This window comes from Lishizhenia sp. (assembly GCF_057456495.1).
This window is the reverse complement of sequence record NZ_JBVCPV010000049.1, coordinates 1-17,433: the sequence shown is the minus strand read 5'-3', so window position 1 is coordinate 17,433 and position 17,433 is coordinate 1. Positions and strand designations below refer to the sequence as shown.

Here is a 17,433-nt window from a genome sequence, read left to right as displayed (position 1 = left end):
TTTGGCAAAGCAAAAGCAAAGGAGAGAAAATAACGGACTCATCTTCGCGGATGAAAAAGATAGAGGATGGATAGATTCATTAGACTTTAAAGCAAACGGAGAAGCCCTTGTGTTAACCTATGATGAAGAACACATAGACGTGGCTACCTTGACTTTAAATGAAGCGTTGTTACCAGGAGAAAAAGTAATTATTTCTACGCCCTTCAAAGTAAAATTGCCAGATGCTAAATATTCGCGTTTAGGGCACGTAGGAGAATCCTATATGATTACACAATGGTACCCAAAACCAGCAGTGTACGACAAAGATGGATGGCACGCCATGCCTTATTTGAACCAAGGAGAATTCTACTCAGAATACGGGTCTTTTGAAGTAAGTATAACCCTTCCCAAGAACTACGTAGTTGGAGCAACAGGAGATTTACAAAATCCTGCAGAAAAAGCTTGGTTGAAAGCAAAGGCAGATTCTACCTTACAACAATTCAAAGACGCTTCTTTTAAGCAAGAGGCGAGTACAGATTTTCCAGCTTCTTCTAAGGAGTATAAAACGTTGACTTATAAACAATCGAAGGTACATGACTTCGCTTGGTTTGCCGACAAAAGATTTGAAGTGTTGCAAGGAGAAGTAGAGTTGCCGCATTCCAAAAGAAAGGTAACTACTTATGCCATGTTTACGCCAAAAAATAGAATGCTATGGGAAGATGCCATTGAGTATATCAACGATGGAACCTACTACTATTCTTTGTGGAATGGAGATTACCCGTACAACCAAGTAACTGCGGTAGACGGAACTATTGCAGCTGGTGGAGGGATGGAATACCCTAACGTTACCGTTATTGGAAATACTGGAAATAAAGAAGCCTTGGAAGTCGTGATTGTTCACGAGGTTGGGCACAATTGGTTCTATGGAATATTAGGATCTAACGAACGCACGCACCCATGGATGGATGAAGGTTTAAATACATTGAACGAGGTGCGCTACATTCAAACCAAATATCCAAACAATACACGTTTAGCAGATAATCTTTTAAATGGAAAATTCAGATTCCACGGTTGTGATTACCACGACCAGAACGATGTAATGTTTAGAACTGTCCAAGCGTTGGGCTTAGATCAACCAATGGATTTGCATTCTGATGAATTTGCTTCTGTGAATTACGGAGTAATCGTCTATCAAAAAACAGGTCTGGTGTTCGATTATTTAAAAGAATACTTAGGCGAAGAAAAGTTCGATGCGATTATGCAATCGTATTATCAAAAATGGAAGTTTAAACACCCACAGCCTGAAGATTTACGCGCTTGTTTTGAAACTGCAACGGGAGAAGATTTTGGATGGGTTTTCGAAGATATCATTAAAACTGCTGATGCTATAGATTACAAGTTGAAGCGTGTGAAAACTAAAGATGGTAATACGGAGGTTGTTGTAAAGCACAAAGGACATATTCACGGACCAATTCCTGTTCAAGTTATCACACCAGAGGGAGATACTTTAACCAAATGGGCAACATCAGAAGATAGGAAAGAAAGTGTAACTTTTGAGAATACAGAAGCTGCAGAAGTGGTGGTAGATATCCATACACAAGTTCCAGAGATGAATAGAACCAACAACTCTTGGAAGAAAGACTGGCTTATCAATAGAGTTGAACCACTTAAAATCAATCCTTTGTTTACAGCCAATAGGAGAGAAGAGAGTAACCTAGCTTGGACACCTGCTATTGGTTTCAATACCAGTGATAAGTTCATGATAGGGGCCAGCTTGCATAATTTCCAGGTAGTGCCCAATAAGTTTACTTTCTTATTGACCCCTATGTATTCTATTGGTCGACAAAACCTAAGTGGAATGGGAGAGTTGATCTATACTTTTAGACCTTCCAATGTGGTACGTTTAGGGAAAGCTGGTTTATCTATGAAGACTTTTAAAGATGTAGATTCATTAAGTAGAAACAATGCGAACTACTACGCCTTAAACCCTTATTTGAATTTAACATTAGGTAAAAGAGGGCCGCAAAGTAAGCACCACAACCGTTTGTTGTTGCAAGGTTTGTATAAAATGACGCGTAGAACAGCTACGAACATAGAAGAAATCGGGGCCTTTGCAGATTACAAGTACACGTACAAACGTCCAAATCACTTGTTTGTGGCCAATGCCAGAGCGAGTTACATACAATCGAACCTTAACGATGAAATGGCAAGAGCTTCGGTAGAATTGAAGTACAAGTGGAATTACTACATTAAAAAGAAAAGAAACTACATTGAAGTACGCGCCTTTGCCTTAAACAACTTTATTTACAACGTAAATAGTGCCTACAATGCCAACAGATATGCTGCACCCGTTTCTGGTAGAACAGGAGGACAAGATTTGTTTATGGAAGAGTATTACTTCGGTAGAAATGAAGTGAGCGGAATGTGGGCCAATCAGCACAATAATGATATGGGGAACTTTGGTTCAGCAAGTGGATTAGCAGCCAACGAAAGTATGGCGGCAATCAATTTCTATGCACCATTACCCGTCTTAACACACCTTGTAGGAGTGTTTGCAGATTACGGTACTATTTCAAATAACGGTGTACAACAAGAAGTATACGATTTAGGTTTAGGAATTCGTATGGGAGATGTTTTCGGCATCTATTTCCCAATCGTGCAAAGCAACAATTTACAACAAGCAAATTACGCACAAAGCATAAAATTCTCTTTAAAACTCAACTTAACCAATGCTGGTTTAATCGAGCAGATATTAGATAAATAATTCAACACCTTTTGTTGATTTACTCCGCCTCAGACTATGGGGCGGAGTTTTTTTGTATCAAAAGTTCAACAGCTGCTTCCAACATTTATAAGAGAATATGTATATTGTTGGCTCTAACTCAATCACTACACATGGAAAAAGATATATTAGATGATGACCACTCAGAGGGTATAGCGGTAAATTACGACCTGAGAAAAGTCCTTTTTAAGCTGATTAATAACAGCAAATTTTTGGGTATTACTTTTTTAGTTGTTGCCAGTCTTTACGCCGTCTTATGTTTATTTATATTTTCAGATTTCGATTTTCTGGGCATTTTTATCGGTGTCATGGTGGCCTTAGTCATCTTTTTCTTGTATTACATGTTTTTTCATTACCTCAATACAGCCGCAAACAAAATGAAATTGGCGTTGGCAAAAGAACAACAAAAAGAACTGGATTTAGCTCTCGACAATTTGCGCCAATTTTTTAAGCTGCAAGGAATCATAATAATCTGTACTTTGTCTATCTTATTCTTGGTGTTTACCTACTTCTTTTTCAACTATTAAACCTACAATCTAATGGAAAATTCTGCTACTCAACAAGAGCAAAGCCCACTTTTAAATATTACAGACAAAACAGAAGGAATCTTATTGTCTACGGGAAAATGGTCGCGTTTTTTAGGTGTTTTTATGCTGCTAATTGCCGGACTTTATTTGTTGTCCTTAGTCGTCGATCTTTTTACGACTTTAGACAGGTTGAACAATAGCTTTCTTGCGTTGCCCGGTCAAGCTAACTATACATTAACAGATGTTATTGCAAGAAGAGTTCCGCAGTTATCTGTCGGTGCCATCGTTCTAGCCATTTACATTTATATGTTCTTGTTGTATAACAAGTTTTCTACGCGTATAAAATTGGCGATGAATAATAAAGAGCAACGCAAATTGGTGGCAGCTGTAAAAAGTATGAATGCTTTATTCTTGGTACAGGCCATTCTAATTTGCACTTCTGTTGTGTTAATGTTTTTTGTAATGGTGATAAGGTAATTAGGCAAACGGCCAGGCTATCCTTCCAAGTTTGCTACTAAAGGCTAAGAATAACTCGCCCTTAAAGAGGCTTCTTTGAGTCGCCGCTTTAAGCTTGTTATGCTAAGCCTTTACCACTCGCACTTTCCATCCTATCCTTGTTTGAAAAAAGACATACTTGTGTCCAGCTATCAAACCTTAAATAATCTTTCGATCTAAAAGTCTAACAGTTTATCGATAAAAATTCATCTCGTCGATGTACTTGAGCACCGGTTTGGGGAGTAGATAACGTACATCTCTCCCAAGCTTAATGGCTTTACGTATGTAGCTGCTGCTGATTTTCATCAAAGGGGCATCTCCGCAAAAATGTACGTGAGGATGGTCTTGTAAGGCGTTGTGTTCTATCGTACCTTTTTCCATTTCTTGTACGGTAACCACGCGCGGATACACATAGATTTCGTAGCGTTCTAAAATTTGCTCGTAATTCTTCCATTTGTGGAAGGTGCGCAAATTGTCTTCCCCCATGATAAGTACAAATTGATGCTTAGGGTGCTTTTCTTTAAGGTAGGCTAAGGTATTTGCCGTGTAGGAAGGTTGTTCGAGTTTAAACTCTATATCAGATGCTCTTAGGTTCAGGTTATCCTCAATGGCCTCGTTCACCAAGGCCAATCGATGATAATCTTCTAATAAACTCTTTTTCTTTTTAAGTGGATTGTGCGGCGATACAACCATCCATACTTGATCCATATCTGTTGTGTCAACCATGTGGTTGGCAATGATTAAATGACCAATGTGTATGGGGTTAAAACTTCCGAAATACAATCCTACTTTCATATCTTATGCTTTGATGAATGTTCCCACCAATTTTTCAGCTTCTTCTAAAGCGTGCTCAAGGTTGTCGTTCACTAATATATGATCGAATTGAGGGGCGAAAGAAAGCTCTTCTCTTGCCTTAGACATACGTTGGTTAATCTTGTCTTCACTTTCTGTGCTTCTGTAGCGTAAACGCTTTTCTAACTCATCGTAAGAAGGGGGTTGTACGAAGATGGCCAAAGCTTTGTCTCCAAAGTATTTCTTAAGGTTGAGTCCACCAATAACATCCACATCAAAAATTACAGTTTTCCCTTCGTTCCAAATGCGTTCAATTTCGCTTTTTAGTGTTCCGTAGTAATTGTTGGTGTAAACTTCTTCCCACTCTAAAAAGGCATTGTTTAAAATCTCCTGTTGAAATTTCTCCAAACCTAAAAAGTGGTAGTCTTTCCCGTCTACTTCGTTGGGTCTAGGATCTCTAGAACATGCCGAAATAGAAAAAGACAAACCTAAATCTTGTTTTAATAAATGTTGTACTATGGTCGTTTTCCCTGCCCCAGATGGCGCAGAGAATATGATGCATTTTCCTTCTTTGTTCATGGTCTTAAATTTCATAACTCTACTTGATAAACGATTTTTATCAAGGGGGTAGAGTATTTAATTTTATAAGCGGTTCTCGAGCGGAGTCGAGAGGAATTCTTAATTTAAAGTGTGTTTAATACTTGTTCTTTAATCTTCTCTAAATTATCCTTCATGTTAACCACGATCTTTTGTAAGTCAACATGGTAAGATTTACTTCCAAGTGTATTGATTTCTCTACCGATTTCTTGAGAGATGAATCCTAATTTTTTACCCACAGGTTTATCTGAATTGTTCATCGTTTCAATGAAGTAATCCAAGTGATTGGCCAATCTAACTTTCTCTTCAGAAACATCTAACTTCTCAATGTAATAGATTAATTCTTGCTCGAATCTGTTTTCATCAATACTCTGATTGTTATTCTCTTCAAAGCCTTTGCGCATGCGCTCTTTGATGATGTCTATACGTAACTCTTCGTATTTTGGAACCTCGTCTAACAAGGTTTTAATCGTCGTAATTCTATCTGTGAAATCTTGACTTAAAGAAACTCCTTCCTGTTTTCTAAAATCTAATAATTTCTGCAAAGCCTCTTCCAACAATCCCATCAAGAAGTTGCTTTCCTCTTCGGTCAACTCTTCTGTTTGGTTGATGTAGATTTCTGGCATGCGCAATACCATAGGCAAAAGATCTTGCTCCTCTTCTAAATCAGAAGACAACTGCTTTAGATCTTTGTAATAGGCTTTGGCCAGTTCTTGGTTAATTACATAGTTGGCTGTGGCACCCGTGTTTTCTATGTTAATGCTCAACTCCGTTTTACCGCGGTCTAAAACTTGTCCCACTTTTTTACGCAACTCTAATTCGAGCGGTTTGTAAAGTGGTGCAATACGCGCCATTAAATCCAAGTTTTTGCTGTTCAAAGAGCGAACTTCAACAACAATTTTTTTATCCTTATAATTTCCTGTGGCCTTTCCGTAGCCTGTCATGGATTGAAGCATAATCTAATCTTAATTTTACTGATCAACAGTATTAATAGTTTGTGCATCTTTCGCCTCATTGCGGGCCAAAGCTTTGCGTTTTTTGTTTTCCAGATAGGTAGAACGTGAAGTAATAAAAACTCCCGCAAATACCAATAACATATACAGCACTTTTTCTAAAGAAACACTTCCAGAATCATCATCAGAAATACCGATGTAGAAAAAGAAGAAGGCAAAGAAAATAGCCAGTATAGGTTGTAAATATATGTAAGATCCAGAAACTGTTGGACTCACGTGTTGTAATGCAAAGATGTTAAAAAGGTAAGCAATAAAGGTAACCCCTACAATTACGAAAATTACCTTCCCAATAATGGGGCCTGTAAAGCTGGCAAAATCTGTATCCATTAATTCAGGAATCGTTAAGGGGAATAAGGTAATGAGGAACAAACCGAAGGTCATCACATAGGTAAGAACAGTCAAGGGTTTGTATTTCTCCATCAGGGATTTCGCCAAAATAAGGTAAACACTATAACTGGCTGCATTAACGAAAATAAAAAGGTCGCCCAAAGCAGAATCAACAGCAGGGTTACTACCCGCAAGGGTTAAACTTATGGCACCAATTGCTCCAATGACAATTCCAGAAACCTTCATCTTACTCAAGGCTTCCTTACGAATAAAGAAGGCCAAAACAGCAACAATGATGGGTGTGGAAGTCATGATAATAGACGCATTTATACCCGAAGTAAGACTTAAACCGTTGAAAAAGAAAAGTTGGTTCATGGCAATACCAAACAAACCACAAGCGGCAATCTTTAACCAATCTTTACGCTCAATTTTTTCTCGTTTTTGGAACAAGAGAATGATCCAAAACAACAATGAAGCCCCGGCCACGCGCATAAAAATAAATGCATTTGGACCTAAATAGTTGGGCATGACGTCTTTGGCCAAAATGTAGTTGGCACCGTAAATCATATTTACAGCAAAAAGGGCCAAGTGGGCAATAATTACATTTCTCACGCTCCTTGGTAAGCTTTTTTGGCAGCTTCTACTACCTTCTTAGAATTTCCTACAAATACTTCGTCTTCCAAAATGATGAAAGGACGCTTCAAGAAAGTATATTCTTCTAACATGTATTTTTTGTAGTCGGCTTCCGTTAAGTTCATTTCATTTAAGCCCATAGATCTGTACTTCATAGCACGTTTACTAAACATACCCTCGTAAGAACCTACTTTTTCTTTGATCATGTCTAAGGTAGCTTCGTCTATGTTTTCTTGTTTAATGTCTTGTAATTCAACGTCACCTTGTAATTCTAACTCCTTAATGATGCGTTGACAAGTGTTGCACGATGATAAATGATATATTTTTTTCATAGCCTTTTCTTGAAGGGGCAAAGATAAGAGAAAAACAGTATTGACTGCGCGTATGGTAGAGAGAGGGAGAGTTGGTTAACTTGAGTACAATTCCGAGGTGATACAAACAAGGATAGGATGAAAAGTGAACGCACGAAGCGCTTAGATTTACCAAGTATATAGCGGCGACTTAAAGAAGCCCTATAGGCTTTGGGAAAACTTAGCGGTTAGGAGTGAAGTTGGAAGGATAGCCTGGCCGTTTGCCAACAGGAATTCAAAAAATAGCATGTAAAAAAGGCCGCCTTTTGTAAGACAGCCTTTCTAATTATTTGGGATAAGGATTAAAACCTGTAGTAAGCACCGAAATTCATTCCTAAACCTGGAGACTTCATGGTTTCAAAGCCACCGATGTTCTGTAACGTAAAGTTGGGGGTAAGTTCTGTGTATAAATGCAGATTTTTAAAGAATTCATTATTGTTGGCAATTCTGAAATCTAGTCCAACTGGAACGTACACGGTAAACGCTGTATTTGCCTCATTTCTGTAACTCTCGTTTTTATTGTTACTAGAGTTCCAGCTGTAAGAACTTCCGGTTTGAGCACCCACGGTGTATCCATATTCTCCGCTGTTTACATTGGTTCGGCTATACAAAGAGGTTCCATAAGTTGCCCCGATTCCACCGTATAAAGACCATCTTGCTTCTGCGTTTGTTCTGAAAATAAGAGAAGCATCAATAGACAGCATGTCAAAATTATGGTTGATGCTTGAATATTCAGTATAGATGGAGTCGATATAGTATTCTTGTCCTGTTTGTTGAGAAACCAGGGTGTCGTAAGGAGTTTTTTCGTACGAACTTCTATAAGAATTATAGCCTCTGTAACTGTTATAAGAAAGCCCAACGCGTAGTTCAATATGCTTTCTAAAACCTGTTTTTGTTTTGTCTCTGAACTGTAGACCTACCCCTAATTTATAGTTCGCGGATCCTGAATAGTAATAATAGTTTCCGTAATTGTTGAGGAGTAAAGATGAGTTCGGTGCTAATTTCTCATAGGTTTGCTGGGAAAGGCCAGGACTAAATGCACCTTGACCTCCTAGGGACATGTATGCTTCATTGATGCGTAATGCAGGTGTTGTTGTTTGGGCCTTACCCAAAAAAGGTAAACACAGTCCCAAGATCATTAATTGGATAGTTTTCATGATTTTTTAGTTTGAAGCAAAACGCTTCATGGGTGATTATATTTTAAGTTGAAATGTTAAAAAAGCCAGAAAAAATAATTCTTCTGGCTTTACAATAATGATTAGAAGCTCCAATCGTGCGTATCAATTTCTTGGATACACTTTGAGAGTAATTCAATGGAGTTAGTAATGTCTTCTTTATGTGCCATTTCTATTACTTGGTGTAAGTGACGTGTTGGTATGCTCACTGCTCCCGCAATAGATCCTCCTTCTGTCATACGTTGGATACCCGCCGTATCTGTTCCTCCACCTGTTAAGATTTCTGGCTGCCATTTAATGCTGTGGTTGTTGGCTGTTTTCTTCATAAACTCAACCATACGGTAATCACAAATTGTTGAAGAGTCCATAATCTTAATGGCCGTTCCTTCTCCTAAAGAAGTGATTTTTTCGTGTGCTTGTGCTCCCGGTAAATCGTAAGCGATGGTCGTATCTAAACCAAACCCAAAATCAGGGTTGATGCGCATAGCTGCAACATTCGCTCCTCTAATCCCTACTTCTTCTTGTACGGTAAATACACCGTAGAAATCGTACGGAATTTCTTTGTCTTTCAAATATTTCAAGGTCTCGATAAGAATGAAAACGGCCAAACGGTTATCTAGAGATTTACAGTTTACACAATTCCCCATTTCTATGAGTCCGCGTTCACGTGTAATAGGATCACCTACTTTAATGAGTTGCTCAACTTCTTCTTTGGGAAGACCTGTGTCGATGAAATAGTCGGTGATTTTCGAAACTTTGGTTCTTTCTTCGGCTGTCATTACGTGGATGGGTTTTGAAGCCATCACTCCCATTACATCTTCTTTTCCATGAATAATAACACGTTGTGCGGTTAACGTTTTAGGGTCAAAACCTCCTAAAGTATGGAAGCGAATAAATCCATTATCATCTATGTGTGTAACAATAAATCCGATTTCATCCATGTGAGCACCTACCATTACGCGCTTATCGCTTTTTCCGCGTTTAATGGCATAAACGTTACCCATGTTGTCGAGCTCTACCTCGTCAACCAAGTCTTTAATTTCTGCTAAGACAACTTCTCTAATGCGTTGCTCAAACCCTGGAGCCCCAGGTGCTTCACAAACGCGTTTCAATAAATCTATGTTAAAACTCATGTTTTTCTATTTGACATTAAAGTTAATGTTCCTATTTATTTTGCTTGTTTCTTTTTGATAAGGTGAGGCTTAGAGAGGAACAAAGGCTATTTGCGCTTATTGGCAAAAAAACGTTGCATAATTTCACCACATTCCTCGGCCATAATTCCACCAGTTATTTTAGTTTTAGGATGATAAAGGGATGTGTCAAACCTACCAGCTCCACGTTTTTCATCACTCGCTCCATATACGATATTACTTATTTGAGCCCACGACAAAGCTCCAGCACACATTACGCAAGGTTCTAGGGTAACGTAGAGCGTGCAGTCAATGAGGTACTTTCCCCCCAAATGATTGGCAGCTGCGGTTATGGCTTGCATTTCTGCATGGGCAGTTACATCATTAAGTACTTCACTTAAATTATGACTCCTAGCAATAACTTGTTTATTGGCTACAACTACAGCACCCACCGGAATTTCATCACGGTCAAAAGCTTTGTGCGCCTCGGCTAAGGCCTGTTTCATAAAATATTCGTCGTTGTAGGGATCTATCATGGGGTTTCTATACTAAAATGTTCTATTTCTTGGGGAGCGTTTTCTTTGGGGACGCTGTCCATTTTCGAACGGATTAAATACAAGAGCATTAGCAACACAACGCCATAAATGAAATAGCGGATAAAGAGTTTATAGCTCTTCTTGTAATGTCTGTGTTTTTGTAAATCCATTGGAGCTGTGAAGATACTTATTTTAGAGGGAAGTGGTGAAAATTGAAGGGTTGAAATTGAAGAAGGTATCTTGCTTTTTTTTGCATAAAAAAAATTAGTTAGATTTGTAGGAAACGCGCTATTCATGTTGAAAACATTACTACTTACTTCTTGCCTTGTGTTTTTTTCTTCTTTTCAAGAGAAGGAATTACCCAACACAGCAGTACAAAGTCAAGTGTACATTTGTAAGAGTACGAGTGCCAAACGTTATCATTTAAAGAAGTCGTGCCGCGGATTGAACGCCTGCACACACGACATTATTGCGGTAAGTTTGGCAAAGGCCAGAAATACCTACAGTCGTACGCTTTGTAAATGGGAAGATTAGCATAAATCGCGCTACTATTCTATCCTTAACTTTCATTGAATAACTAAACCTTAAAGAATTATGTATTAATTATTTTATTCGCTAAAACTGACAAACTTATGAAAGCAGTAATCTGTGAAAATTGCAATGAAGAATTCAAGGGAAGGTCCAACAAGAAATTTTGTTCTTCTTCCTGTAAAAATCAATTTCACAATCAACGCAACAAAGAGAAGAACGCACTCTTTACAGCCTTGAATAGACAATTACAACGCAATTATTCCGTTTTAAATCAAACCTTTGATATTTACAGATCTTCTCCCGTTAAGCTAGAGGTTCTCGAAAAGCAAGGGTTCTCAACCGATTACCATACCCATAATTTCAACGCTCCTGATGGATCGCGCTATGTAATGGTTTATGATTTGGGCTACAAGCATTCTTATGATAACCAAGTGCAAATTGTTCAAATGGAAGTTGAGCTAAACTAGAACCTATGAAAAATAAATTGATTTTTGGTTTTCTTGCATTGAGCTTATTGGCTTGTAAGAAAGAAGATGTAAAGGATGATACACCGCAAGATACGGATGCTCCAAAACTAGTATTTCGCTTGAAGTTAGACCCCAATCAGGAACGAACAGATAATCTTGGAAATCCTGCACCCGTGCCTGCTAACCATGGAGCGCAAGATCCTAGCTACAATGCTTTCTCCATACACTACATAGAGTTGGCACAAAATGCTTACACGCAACTACAAGATGGTGAAGTCTGCTACACTGGGGCGCAAACAACAACGGGTGGAGATAATGCGATAGATTACGACAAAGCAATACGTGTCAATGATGGCGAGATTTTGGCTGAGATTCCTATCGCTGATGTTAAAGCAGATACCTACGAATGGATACGTGTATCGGTAAGTTACCAAAATGCAGATATAGAATTTAGGGCCAATGGAATTGATGCAACGGCTACATTAGCATGCTTCTTAGGTTTCAACACCTACATTACAGAGCATGTGATTAAAACGCAAACAGAAACGGTAAATTCAAATAAACTACAAGGGTATTGGGCTTTAGAAATCCATCCCAATAGTGTGATTCAGAATCCAATTGTGAGCACAGGAGAATCTGGACAAATTACGGTTCCTAATCCTTTGGCAGCGACTTCTCCTATTCCTCCGGGAAGTTGTGTTTTAACGGGTGACTTTGAGCAAGATTTGGTGATTACAGGAAACGAAACAGAAGATGTAATTGTGGATGTTTCTTTTAGCACCAACAAAAGTATAGAGTGGTACGATGCCGCACAAAATAACATTTTTGAACCCTTAGACGGTGATTCTTTAGTGGATATGGGGATACGTGGTGTGAAGCCCATTGTAGTGCAATAAAGTAAACATAACACCTCTTCTGGTTTCTATTTTTATTACTTTTGGTTTTATGACCGAAAAGAAGTACGTTTTAGTAACTGGAGGAGCTGGTTATATTGGTTCTCACACCGTTTTAGCCCTAATTAATAATGGGTATGAACCGGTAATTTTAGACGATTACAGAAATGCAAAAAGAGATGTTCCGAATCGCTTGGAGCAAATTGCAGATCGTAAAATAGAAGTTGTTGAAGGTAATTGTCAGGATGCCGCTCTTCTTGAAAAATTAGGTCAAAACTATAAATTTTGGGGAGTGATTCACTTTGCTGCAGATAAAGCTGTGGGGGAGTCGGTACAAGATCCTTTGAAATATTATGATAATAACCTTACTAGTTTATTGTCCATCCTTAATTTCATGAAACAGTTTGAAATTAAGAACATTGTTTTTTCGAGTAGCTGTACGGTGTATGGTGAACCTGAAAATCCTATCGTTACAGAACAAACTCCTTTGGCTCCACCTGCATCTCCTTATGGTGCAACAAAATTGTTGTGTGAGCAAATTTTGAATGACGTATATAAAGGAAGTCCTAGTTTTAAAGTGGTTGCCTTGCGTTATTTCAATCCTGTGGGAGCACATCCAACTGGTTTGATTGGTGAAGAGCCTCAAGGAATTCCAAATAATTTAATGCCTTACATTACCCAAACAGCGCATGGTTTAAGAAAAGAACTTACTGTTTTTGGTAATGATTACGATACCGAAGATGGCACTTGTTTACGCGATTACATTCACGTTGTAGATTTGGCAGAAGCGCATGTGGCTGCCTTTGATTATTTAGAAGGTCAAAAGGATGAGTTCTACGATGTATTTAATGTAGGTACAGGTGTTGGGACAAGTGTAAAAGCATGCATAGACCTCTTTGCGAAGGTAACGGGAAAAGAAATTCCTTTTAAATACGGACCAAGAAGAGCGGGGGATGTACCTCAAATTTTCGCTAAAGTTGACAAAGCTAGAGATGCTTTAAAATGGGAAGCAAAACATGATGTTGCTTACGCCATAGAAACGGCTTGGAACTGGGAACAAATGAAAGATAGTTTTTGAGATATTTTCTTGCAATTGTAAGTGTGTTGGTGTTGTGTGGCGGACTCAAAGCGCAATACTTAGAAGAGGAACAAGGATTAGTTTCGCGTCACAGACCTGGCGTGATGTGGTTTTACAGTGGCTTTAGTAATTACGATACCACGAAACTGCGTAAATACGATAGGTTGGTGGTAGATGTACTCTACAACGATTGGCAAGGTGATCTTTCTCCTTTAAATAGCCCATGGAGCTCGATTGGTTTTAATGTCAATGTGATGTTTGACATTCCTTTTACCAAAGCAAATACTGTTGGACTAGGTTGGGGTGTGGCTTTTAGTCATTATAACAACAGAACAAAAATTGGGTTTAACAGTGATTATACCGAGGGTTCTACTTCTACCTATTCTTTGGCTTTACAGCAAGACATTGTTTGGAGTAAGTTCAATGCCAATTATATTGAAATCCCTGTGGAATTGCGTTTTAGAACCAAAGGATACCAGCACTTTAAGTTTTTTGTGGGGGGTAAAATAGGTTATCAGTTAAATGCGTATACTAAGACTAAAGAAAATATTGAAGGGAAAAATTACAAGTTTAAAAATTACAATTTTCCAGATAGAAATCCTTTGAGATACGGACTTACGGCGCGTGTTGGAATCAGAAATTGGAGTGTTTACGCAGCCTATTATTTTACAGATTTATTTACACATGAAAATAGCGTAAAGCTTTCGCCAATTACGGCGGGTATAAGCATAGCCTTGTTTTAAAGAATAAGAACTTGGCACGGATTTAGTTATACACTAATCGTCAGCACAAGTTGACATTAGGTTTCATAAGAATTTTGGGTTTAACGGAGGATTGTTTTCAGTTCTCCGTTTTTTTGTGGCTGCTTTAACACGCTATCCATTGCTACTCTCCCCAAGAACCTTGGGGATGCGGGGTATGTATTGCTATTGTTAGCCGTTTAAGCCATAACTGCTTTATGCGCTTCTATTTTGGCGTTAATACCATCCCATAAGGCGATACGCTGTGTAAGAGCTTCCTGTGCTATTTGCTCCACCTCTTGCCATTTTTGTTCATCGTTTCCACACAATTCAGTTATCATTTCTAAAGAGAGTGGTCCATGCTCATCGCCATCAAGTTCTATGTGACGCTCTAAATAATACGTCAGTTTGTTGTAAGCATCTTTTCCTTCATTGTCTTCAGCCTCTTTAACTATGGCAATAAACATATCAGGGATAACATCTTCTCTACCAAAAGTAAAAGCAGATGCTATTTTATGCGCTTTTCCCTCTTCTAACAAAGAAAAGGTATAGTTTACAAAGGCTTTAGTAGAAGCAGAAATCGGAAGTTCTTCTAAGGCTTGAGCTACGGTAGCTCCTGCTTGTACGGCAGCTACAAATTGTGTAATATGGGTGCTGTTAGCACCTACTTGCTCCATAGCGTCTAAATACATTTCGTAATGACTCTTAGGCTCATTCAGTTCGTTTAAATCACTTTCTTCTCCATGAACAATTTCATTGATGAAGCGCGCAATTTTTGGATTGGCTACGGGCACCCATGGTGTAGTAGTACAGGTTAAACTTTGTTGCAATGCTTTTAGAAGTGACATAAAATCCCAAACCGCATAGACGTGTTCTTCCATAAAGAGCTGGATGTCTTCTATGTTCTTGAGATTGGCGTAAAGTTCGTGCTTACGCAATTGTTCCACCAAAGGGGCTATGCTACTTTCAATTCTTTCTAAATGCATGTACTACAATTTTACAGGGTGCAAAAATAATCTTTCTTCAAGAGAACTACGAAAACATTAAGCTTTTGGATGTGACATAAATTGAAAAGTTTGGAATTCTACCACCGGTAGTAGTGAAAACCCTGCAGCACAGTTTGCCATGCAACGCTTTGGGGCAGGAGCGACCCAAGAAGCTACTGGGCCAAGTCCGTTAAATTGCCAACTGGGCGAAGCGTTGCAACGGATGACGGGACCCCGCCCCAAGTACCTTTGGGAGGGGAGGTAGCCATAAAAAAAAGGGAATACCTTAGTACCCCCTTTTTTCATTTATGAACAAAATCTTACGGTATTTACGCCATTTCTACGGTAAGAATATTATTTGCAATTAATTTTTTAGCAATTTGAACGGCATTGGTAGCTGCACCTTTTCTAAGGTTATCTGCCACACACCACATGTTTAAAGTATTGGCTTGCGATTCATCTCTACGGATACGTCCAACGAAAACATCATCTTTACCTGCTGCATATAAAGGCATAGGGTAAGTGTTTGTTTCTGGAGAATCTTGTAACGTTACCCCTTCTGTTTCGTGTAACATTTTACGAACCTCAGCTAAATCGAAATCATTTTCAAATTCAACGTTGATTGCTTCTGAGTGACCACCTTGTACAGGAACTCTTACTGCAGTTGCGGTAACATTAATGTTGTTGTCCAAGATTTTCTTTGTTTCGTTGGTCAACTTCATTTCTTCTTTCGTATATCCATTGTCTAAGAAAGAATCACAATGCGGCAAACAGTTTTGATCGATAGGGTAAGGGTAGGCCATTTCTCCTTGCTCACCGTTACGTTCTCTCATCATTTGATCTACTGCAGCTACTCCTGTTCCAGAGATAGACTGGTAAGTAGAAACTACTACACGCTTAATTCCGTAGGCCTTATGCAAAGGTGCTAAAGCCATTAACATTTGAATGGTGCTACAGTTCGGGTTTGCGATAATTTTATCTTCTGCTGTGATACTGTCTCCGTTAATTTCTGGAATGACCAATTTTTTGGTTGGGTCCATACGCCAAGCAGAAGAGTTGTCGATAACAACCGTACCTACCTCAGCAAACTTAGGTGCCCAAGCTAAACTTGTTTCTCCACCTGCACTAAAAATGGCAACATCTGGAACCATTTCTACAGCAGTTTCTAAACCAACTACTTGGTAAGTATTTCCACCAAAAGCTATTTCTTTTCCTACAGATCTTTCAGATGCCACAGGAATCAACGTAGTGATTGGGAAATTTTGCTCGGCCAATACTTTTAACATTACTTGACCTACCATACCTGTTACACCAACAACTGCTACTTTCATTTTATCTCTCTTAAAAATTGTTCTACTTGCGTCTTCTCGCAGGGTTAAAACTGCCTGACCTCCATTAAATTTCGGGGCAAATGTACTAACTTTAAGGTTCTAAACTACCACCATGAAAACATCAACCCTAGCTTTATCACTAATTTTCACGGTTAATGTTGTAATTTCACAAATTACGGAAAAATTTAACAGTGATTTTGTTTTTCAAACTTCTGGATGGAGGGGAGACAGCAGTAAATTTACGATTAATTCCTTGGAACAGTTGCAACTGAACGACAATCAAGCAGGTACTGCCACGCTTTGTCGGGCGCACAACATCAATAATCTAAACTGGAAAGTCTGGGAATTTCAACTTCGTCTAAATTTTAGTCCTTCCAGCGGAAATTTTGCCCGAGTTTATTTGGCGAGTCCAGACAGCAGTTTGTCAAGTAATTCAGAGGGCTTGTACCTGCAGTTTGGGGAATCGGGAAGTGGCGATGCAATTCGCTTGATGCATCAATCCGTTACTATTAGCGAGTTGTTGACGGGGCCACCAAATTTGATCAATTCTTCTTTCGATATTCACTTGAGGATAAGTGTGGATAGCACCAGTTTATGGCGCATGGAAATTTTCGATACGCAACAAGCATCCTTTTTAACTGTAGATAGTGCAATAGTGAATATGCTTCTCCCCGGCAATTATTTTGGTTTGTATTATCAATACACGAGTTCTAATGCAACTAAGTTTTACTTCGATGAATTGTTTGTAGGTAATATTCCTGTAGACAGCTTTGCTCCTGAAATCAATCAAATAACGCTCATCAATTCGAATAAACTTTTGGTTCATTTTGATGAGCAGATAGATTCTAATTCTTTAGATAATGTTCAGCTTCAGACCTCCAGTGGAACCTTTTTAGAACATACTGTGAAGTATGGAGATAGTCCAAAACAGTTGTTATTTAATTTTAGCTACCCTCTTGTTAATGATAGTCTGTACGAATTTGAGTTAAGTGGTTTCAATGATGCGTTAATGAATACTGGGGATACTAGTTTTACAACGCATGTAATCTTTGGAGAAGAAGTTTTACCCGG

19 protein-coding genes are annotated in these 17,433 nt (G+C 38.7%); 9 read left to right on the top strand and 10 right to left on the bottom strand.

Annotated elements, in window-relative coordinates; genetic code table 11:
- The 3 genes from AC22ZQ_RS05385 to AC22ZQ_RS05375 form a co-directional block, all read left to right on the top strand.
- Positions 1-2,743 (top strand): M1 family metallopeptidase (locus AC22ZQ_RS05385; protein ID WP_318957760.1); only part of this gene is annotated, 2,743 nt, incomplete at its 5' end.
- A gap of 131 nt (positions 2,744-2,874) precedes the next feature.
- Positions 2,875-3,288, top strand: a complete 414-nt coding sequence (locus AC22ZQ_RS05380) for a hypothetical protein (RefSeq protein WP_318957759.1) — start codon at positions 2,875-2,877, stop codon at positions 3,286-3,288.
- A gap of 12 nt (positions 3,289-3,300) precedes the next feature.
- Complete coding sequence (locus tag AC22ZQ_RS05375; RefSeq protein ID WP_318957758.1) at positions 3,301-3,765, top strand: hypothetical protein; 465 nt, start codon at positions 3,301-3,303, stop codon at positions 3,763-3,765.
- 210 nt (positions 3,766-3,975) lie between these two features.
- Here AC22ZQ_RS05375 and nadD read toward each other — a convergent pair whose 3' ends face one another.
- The 8 genes from nadD to AC22ZQ_RS05335 form a co-directional block, all read right to left on the bottom strand.
- The gene (nadD, locus tag AC22ZQ_RS05370; RefSeq protein ID WP_318957757.1) at positions 3,976-4,578 is read right to left on the bottom strand and encodes a nicotinate (nicotinamide) nucleotide adenylyltransferase; all 603 of its coding nucleotides are present in this window, start codon (positions 4,576-4,578) and stop codon (positions 3,976-3,978) included.
- A 3-nt stretch (positions 4,579-4,581) separates the two neighbouring features.
- On the bottom strand, positions 4,582-5,154 hold the full coding sequence (gmk, locus tag AC22ZQ_RS05365; protein ID WP_318957756.1) for a guanylate kinase: 573 nt from the start codon (positions 5,152-5,154) through the stop codon (positions 4,582-4,584).
- Between the two features lie 104 nt (positions 5,155-5,258).
- On the bottom strand, positions 5,259-6,116 hold the full coding sequence (locus AC22ZQ_RS05360; RefSeq protein ID WP_318957755.1) for a YicC/YloC family endoribonuclease: 858 nt from the start codon (positions 6,114-6,116) through the stop codon (positions 5,259-5,261).
- Between the two features lie 27 nt (positions 6,117-6,143).
- Entirely contained in the window at positions 6,144-7,124 is a 981-nt protein-coding gene (locus tag AC22ZQ_RS05355) for a DMT family transporter (RefSeq protein ID WP_318957754.1), read from the bottom strand.
- Positions 7,121-7,477: an arsenate reductase family protein gene (locus AC22ZQ_RS05350; protein ID WP_318957753.1), complete on the bottom strand. Its 357-nt coding sequence runs from the start codon at positions 7,475-7,477 to the stop codon at positions 7,121-7,123. Before AC22ZQ_RS05350 ends, AC22ZQ_RS05355 begins: the two co-directional genes overlap by 4 nt.
- Before the next feature lie 320 nt (positions 7,478-7,797).
- Entirely contained in the window at positions 7,798-8,652 is an 855-nt protein-coding gene (locus AC22ZQ_RS05345; RefSeq protein ID WP_318957752.1) for a hypothetical protein, read from the bottom strand.
- A gap of 101 nt (positions 8,653-8,753) precedes the next feature.
- Positions 8,754-9,803, bottom strand: coding sequence for a M42 family metallopeptidase (locus tag AC22ZQ_RS05340; RefSeq protein WP_318957751.1), 1,050 nt, complete (start codon positions 9,801-9,803; stop codon positions 8,754-8,756).
- A gap of 86 nt (positions 9,804-9,889) precedes the next feature.
- Entirely contained in the window at positions 9,890-10,336 is a 447-nt protein-coding gene (locus AC22ZQ_RS05335) for a nucleoside deaminase (protein ID WP_318957750.1), read from the bottom strand.
- Positions 10,337-10,630: 294 nt separating this feature from the next.
- On the opposite strand from AC22ZQ_RS05335, the gene AC22ZQ_RS05330 reads away from it, so the two are divergent.
- The 5 genes from AC22ZQ_RS05330 to AC22ZQ_RS05310 all read left to right on the top strand — a co-directional run bounded on the left by AC22ZQ_RS05330 (position 10,631) and on the right by AC22ZQ_RS05310 (position 14,048).
- Positions 10,631-10,870, top strand: coding sequence for a hypothetical protein (locus AC22ZQ_RS05330; RefSeq protein WP_318957749.1), 240 nt, complete (start codon positions 10,631-10,633; stop codon positions 10,868-10,870).
- A gap of 98 nt (positions 10,871-10,968) precedes the next feature.
- Positions 10,969-11,334 (top strand): hypothetical protein, encoded by a 366-nt coding sequence (locus AC22ZQ_RS05325; RefSeq protein WP_318957748.1) that lies wholly within the window; start codon positions 10,969-10,971, stop codon positions 11,332-11,334.
- 5 nt (positions 11,335-11,339) lie between these two features.
- Positions 11,340-12,230 (top strand): hypothetical protein, encoded by an 891-nt coding sequence (locus AC22ZQ_RS05320; protein WP_318957747.1) that lies wholly within the window; start codon positions 11,340-11,342, stop codon positions 12,228-12,230.
- A 49-nt stretch (positions 12,231-12,279) separates the two neighbouring features.
- Positions 12,280-13,305, top strand: coding sequence for a UDP-glucose 4-epimerase GalE (gene galE / locus AC22ZQ_RS05315; RefSeq protein ID WP_318957746.1), 1,026 nt, complete (start codon positions 12,280-12,282; stop codon positions 13,303-13,305).
- Positions 13,302-14,048, top strand: a complete 747-nt coding sequence (locus AC22ZQ_RS05310; protein ID WP_318957745.1) for a porin family protein — start codon at positions 13,302-13,304, stop codon at positions 14,046-14,048. Before galE ends, AC22ZQ_RS05310 begins: the two co-directional genes overlap by 4 nt.
- Before the next feature lie 197 nt (positions 14,049-14,245).
- Here the strand turns inward: AC22ZQ_RS05310 and AC22ZQ_RS05305 are convergent, their stop codons facing one another.
- Positions 14,246-15,031 carry a DUF3050 domain-containing protein gene (locus tag AC22ZQ_RS05305; RefSeq protein ID WP_318957744.1) on the bottom strand — a complete coding sequence of 262 codons (786 nt, stop codon included), beginning with the start codon at positions 15,029-15,031 and terminating at the stop codon, positions 14,246-14,248.
- A 329-nt stretch (positions 15,032-15,360) separates the two neighbouring features.
- The gene (locus AC22ZQ_RS05300) at positions 15,361-16,362 is read right to left on the bottom strand and encodes an aspartate-semialdehyde dehydrogenase (protein ID WP_318957743.1); all 1,002 of its coding nucleotides are present in this window, start codon (positions 16,360-16,362) and stop codon (positions 15,361-15,363) included.
- A gap of 112 nt (positions 16,363-16,474) precedes the next feature.
- On the opposite strand from AC22ZQ_RS05300, the gene AC22ZQ_RS05295 reads away from it, so the two are divergent.
- Positions 16,475-17,433 (top strand): hypothetical protein (locus AC22ZQ_RS05295; RefSeq protein WP_318957741.1); only part of this gene is annotated, 959 nt, incomplete at its 3' end.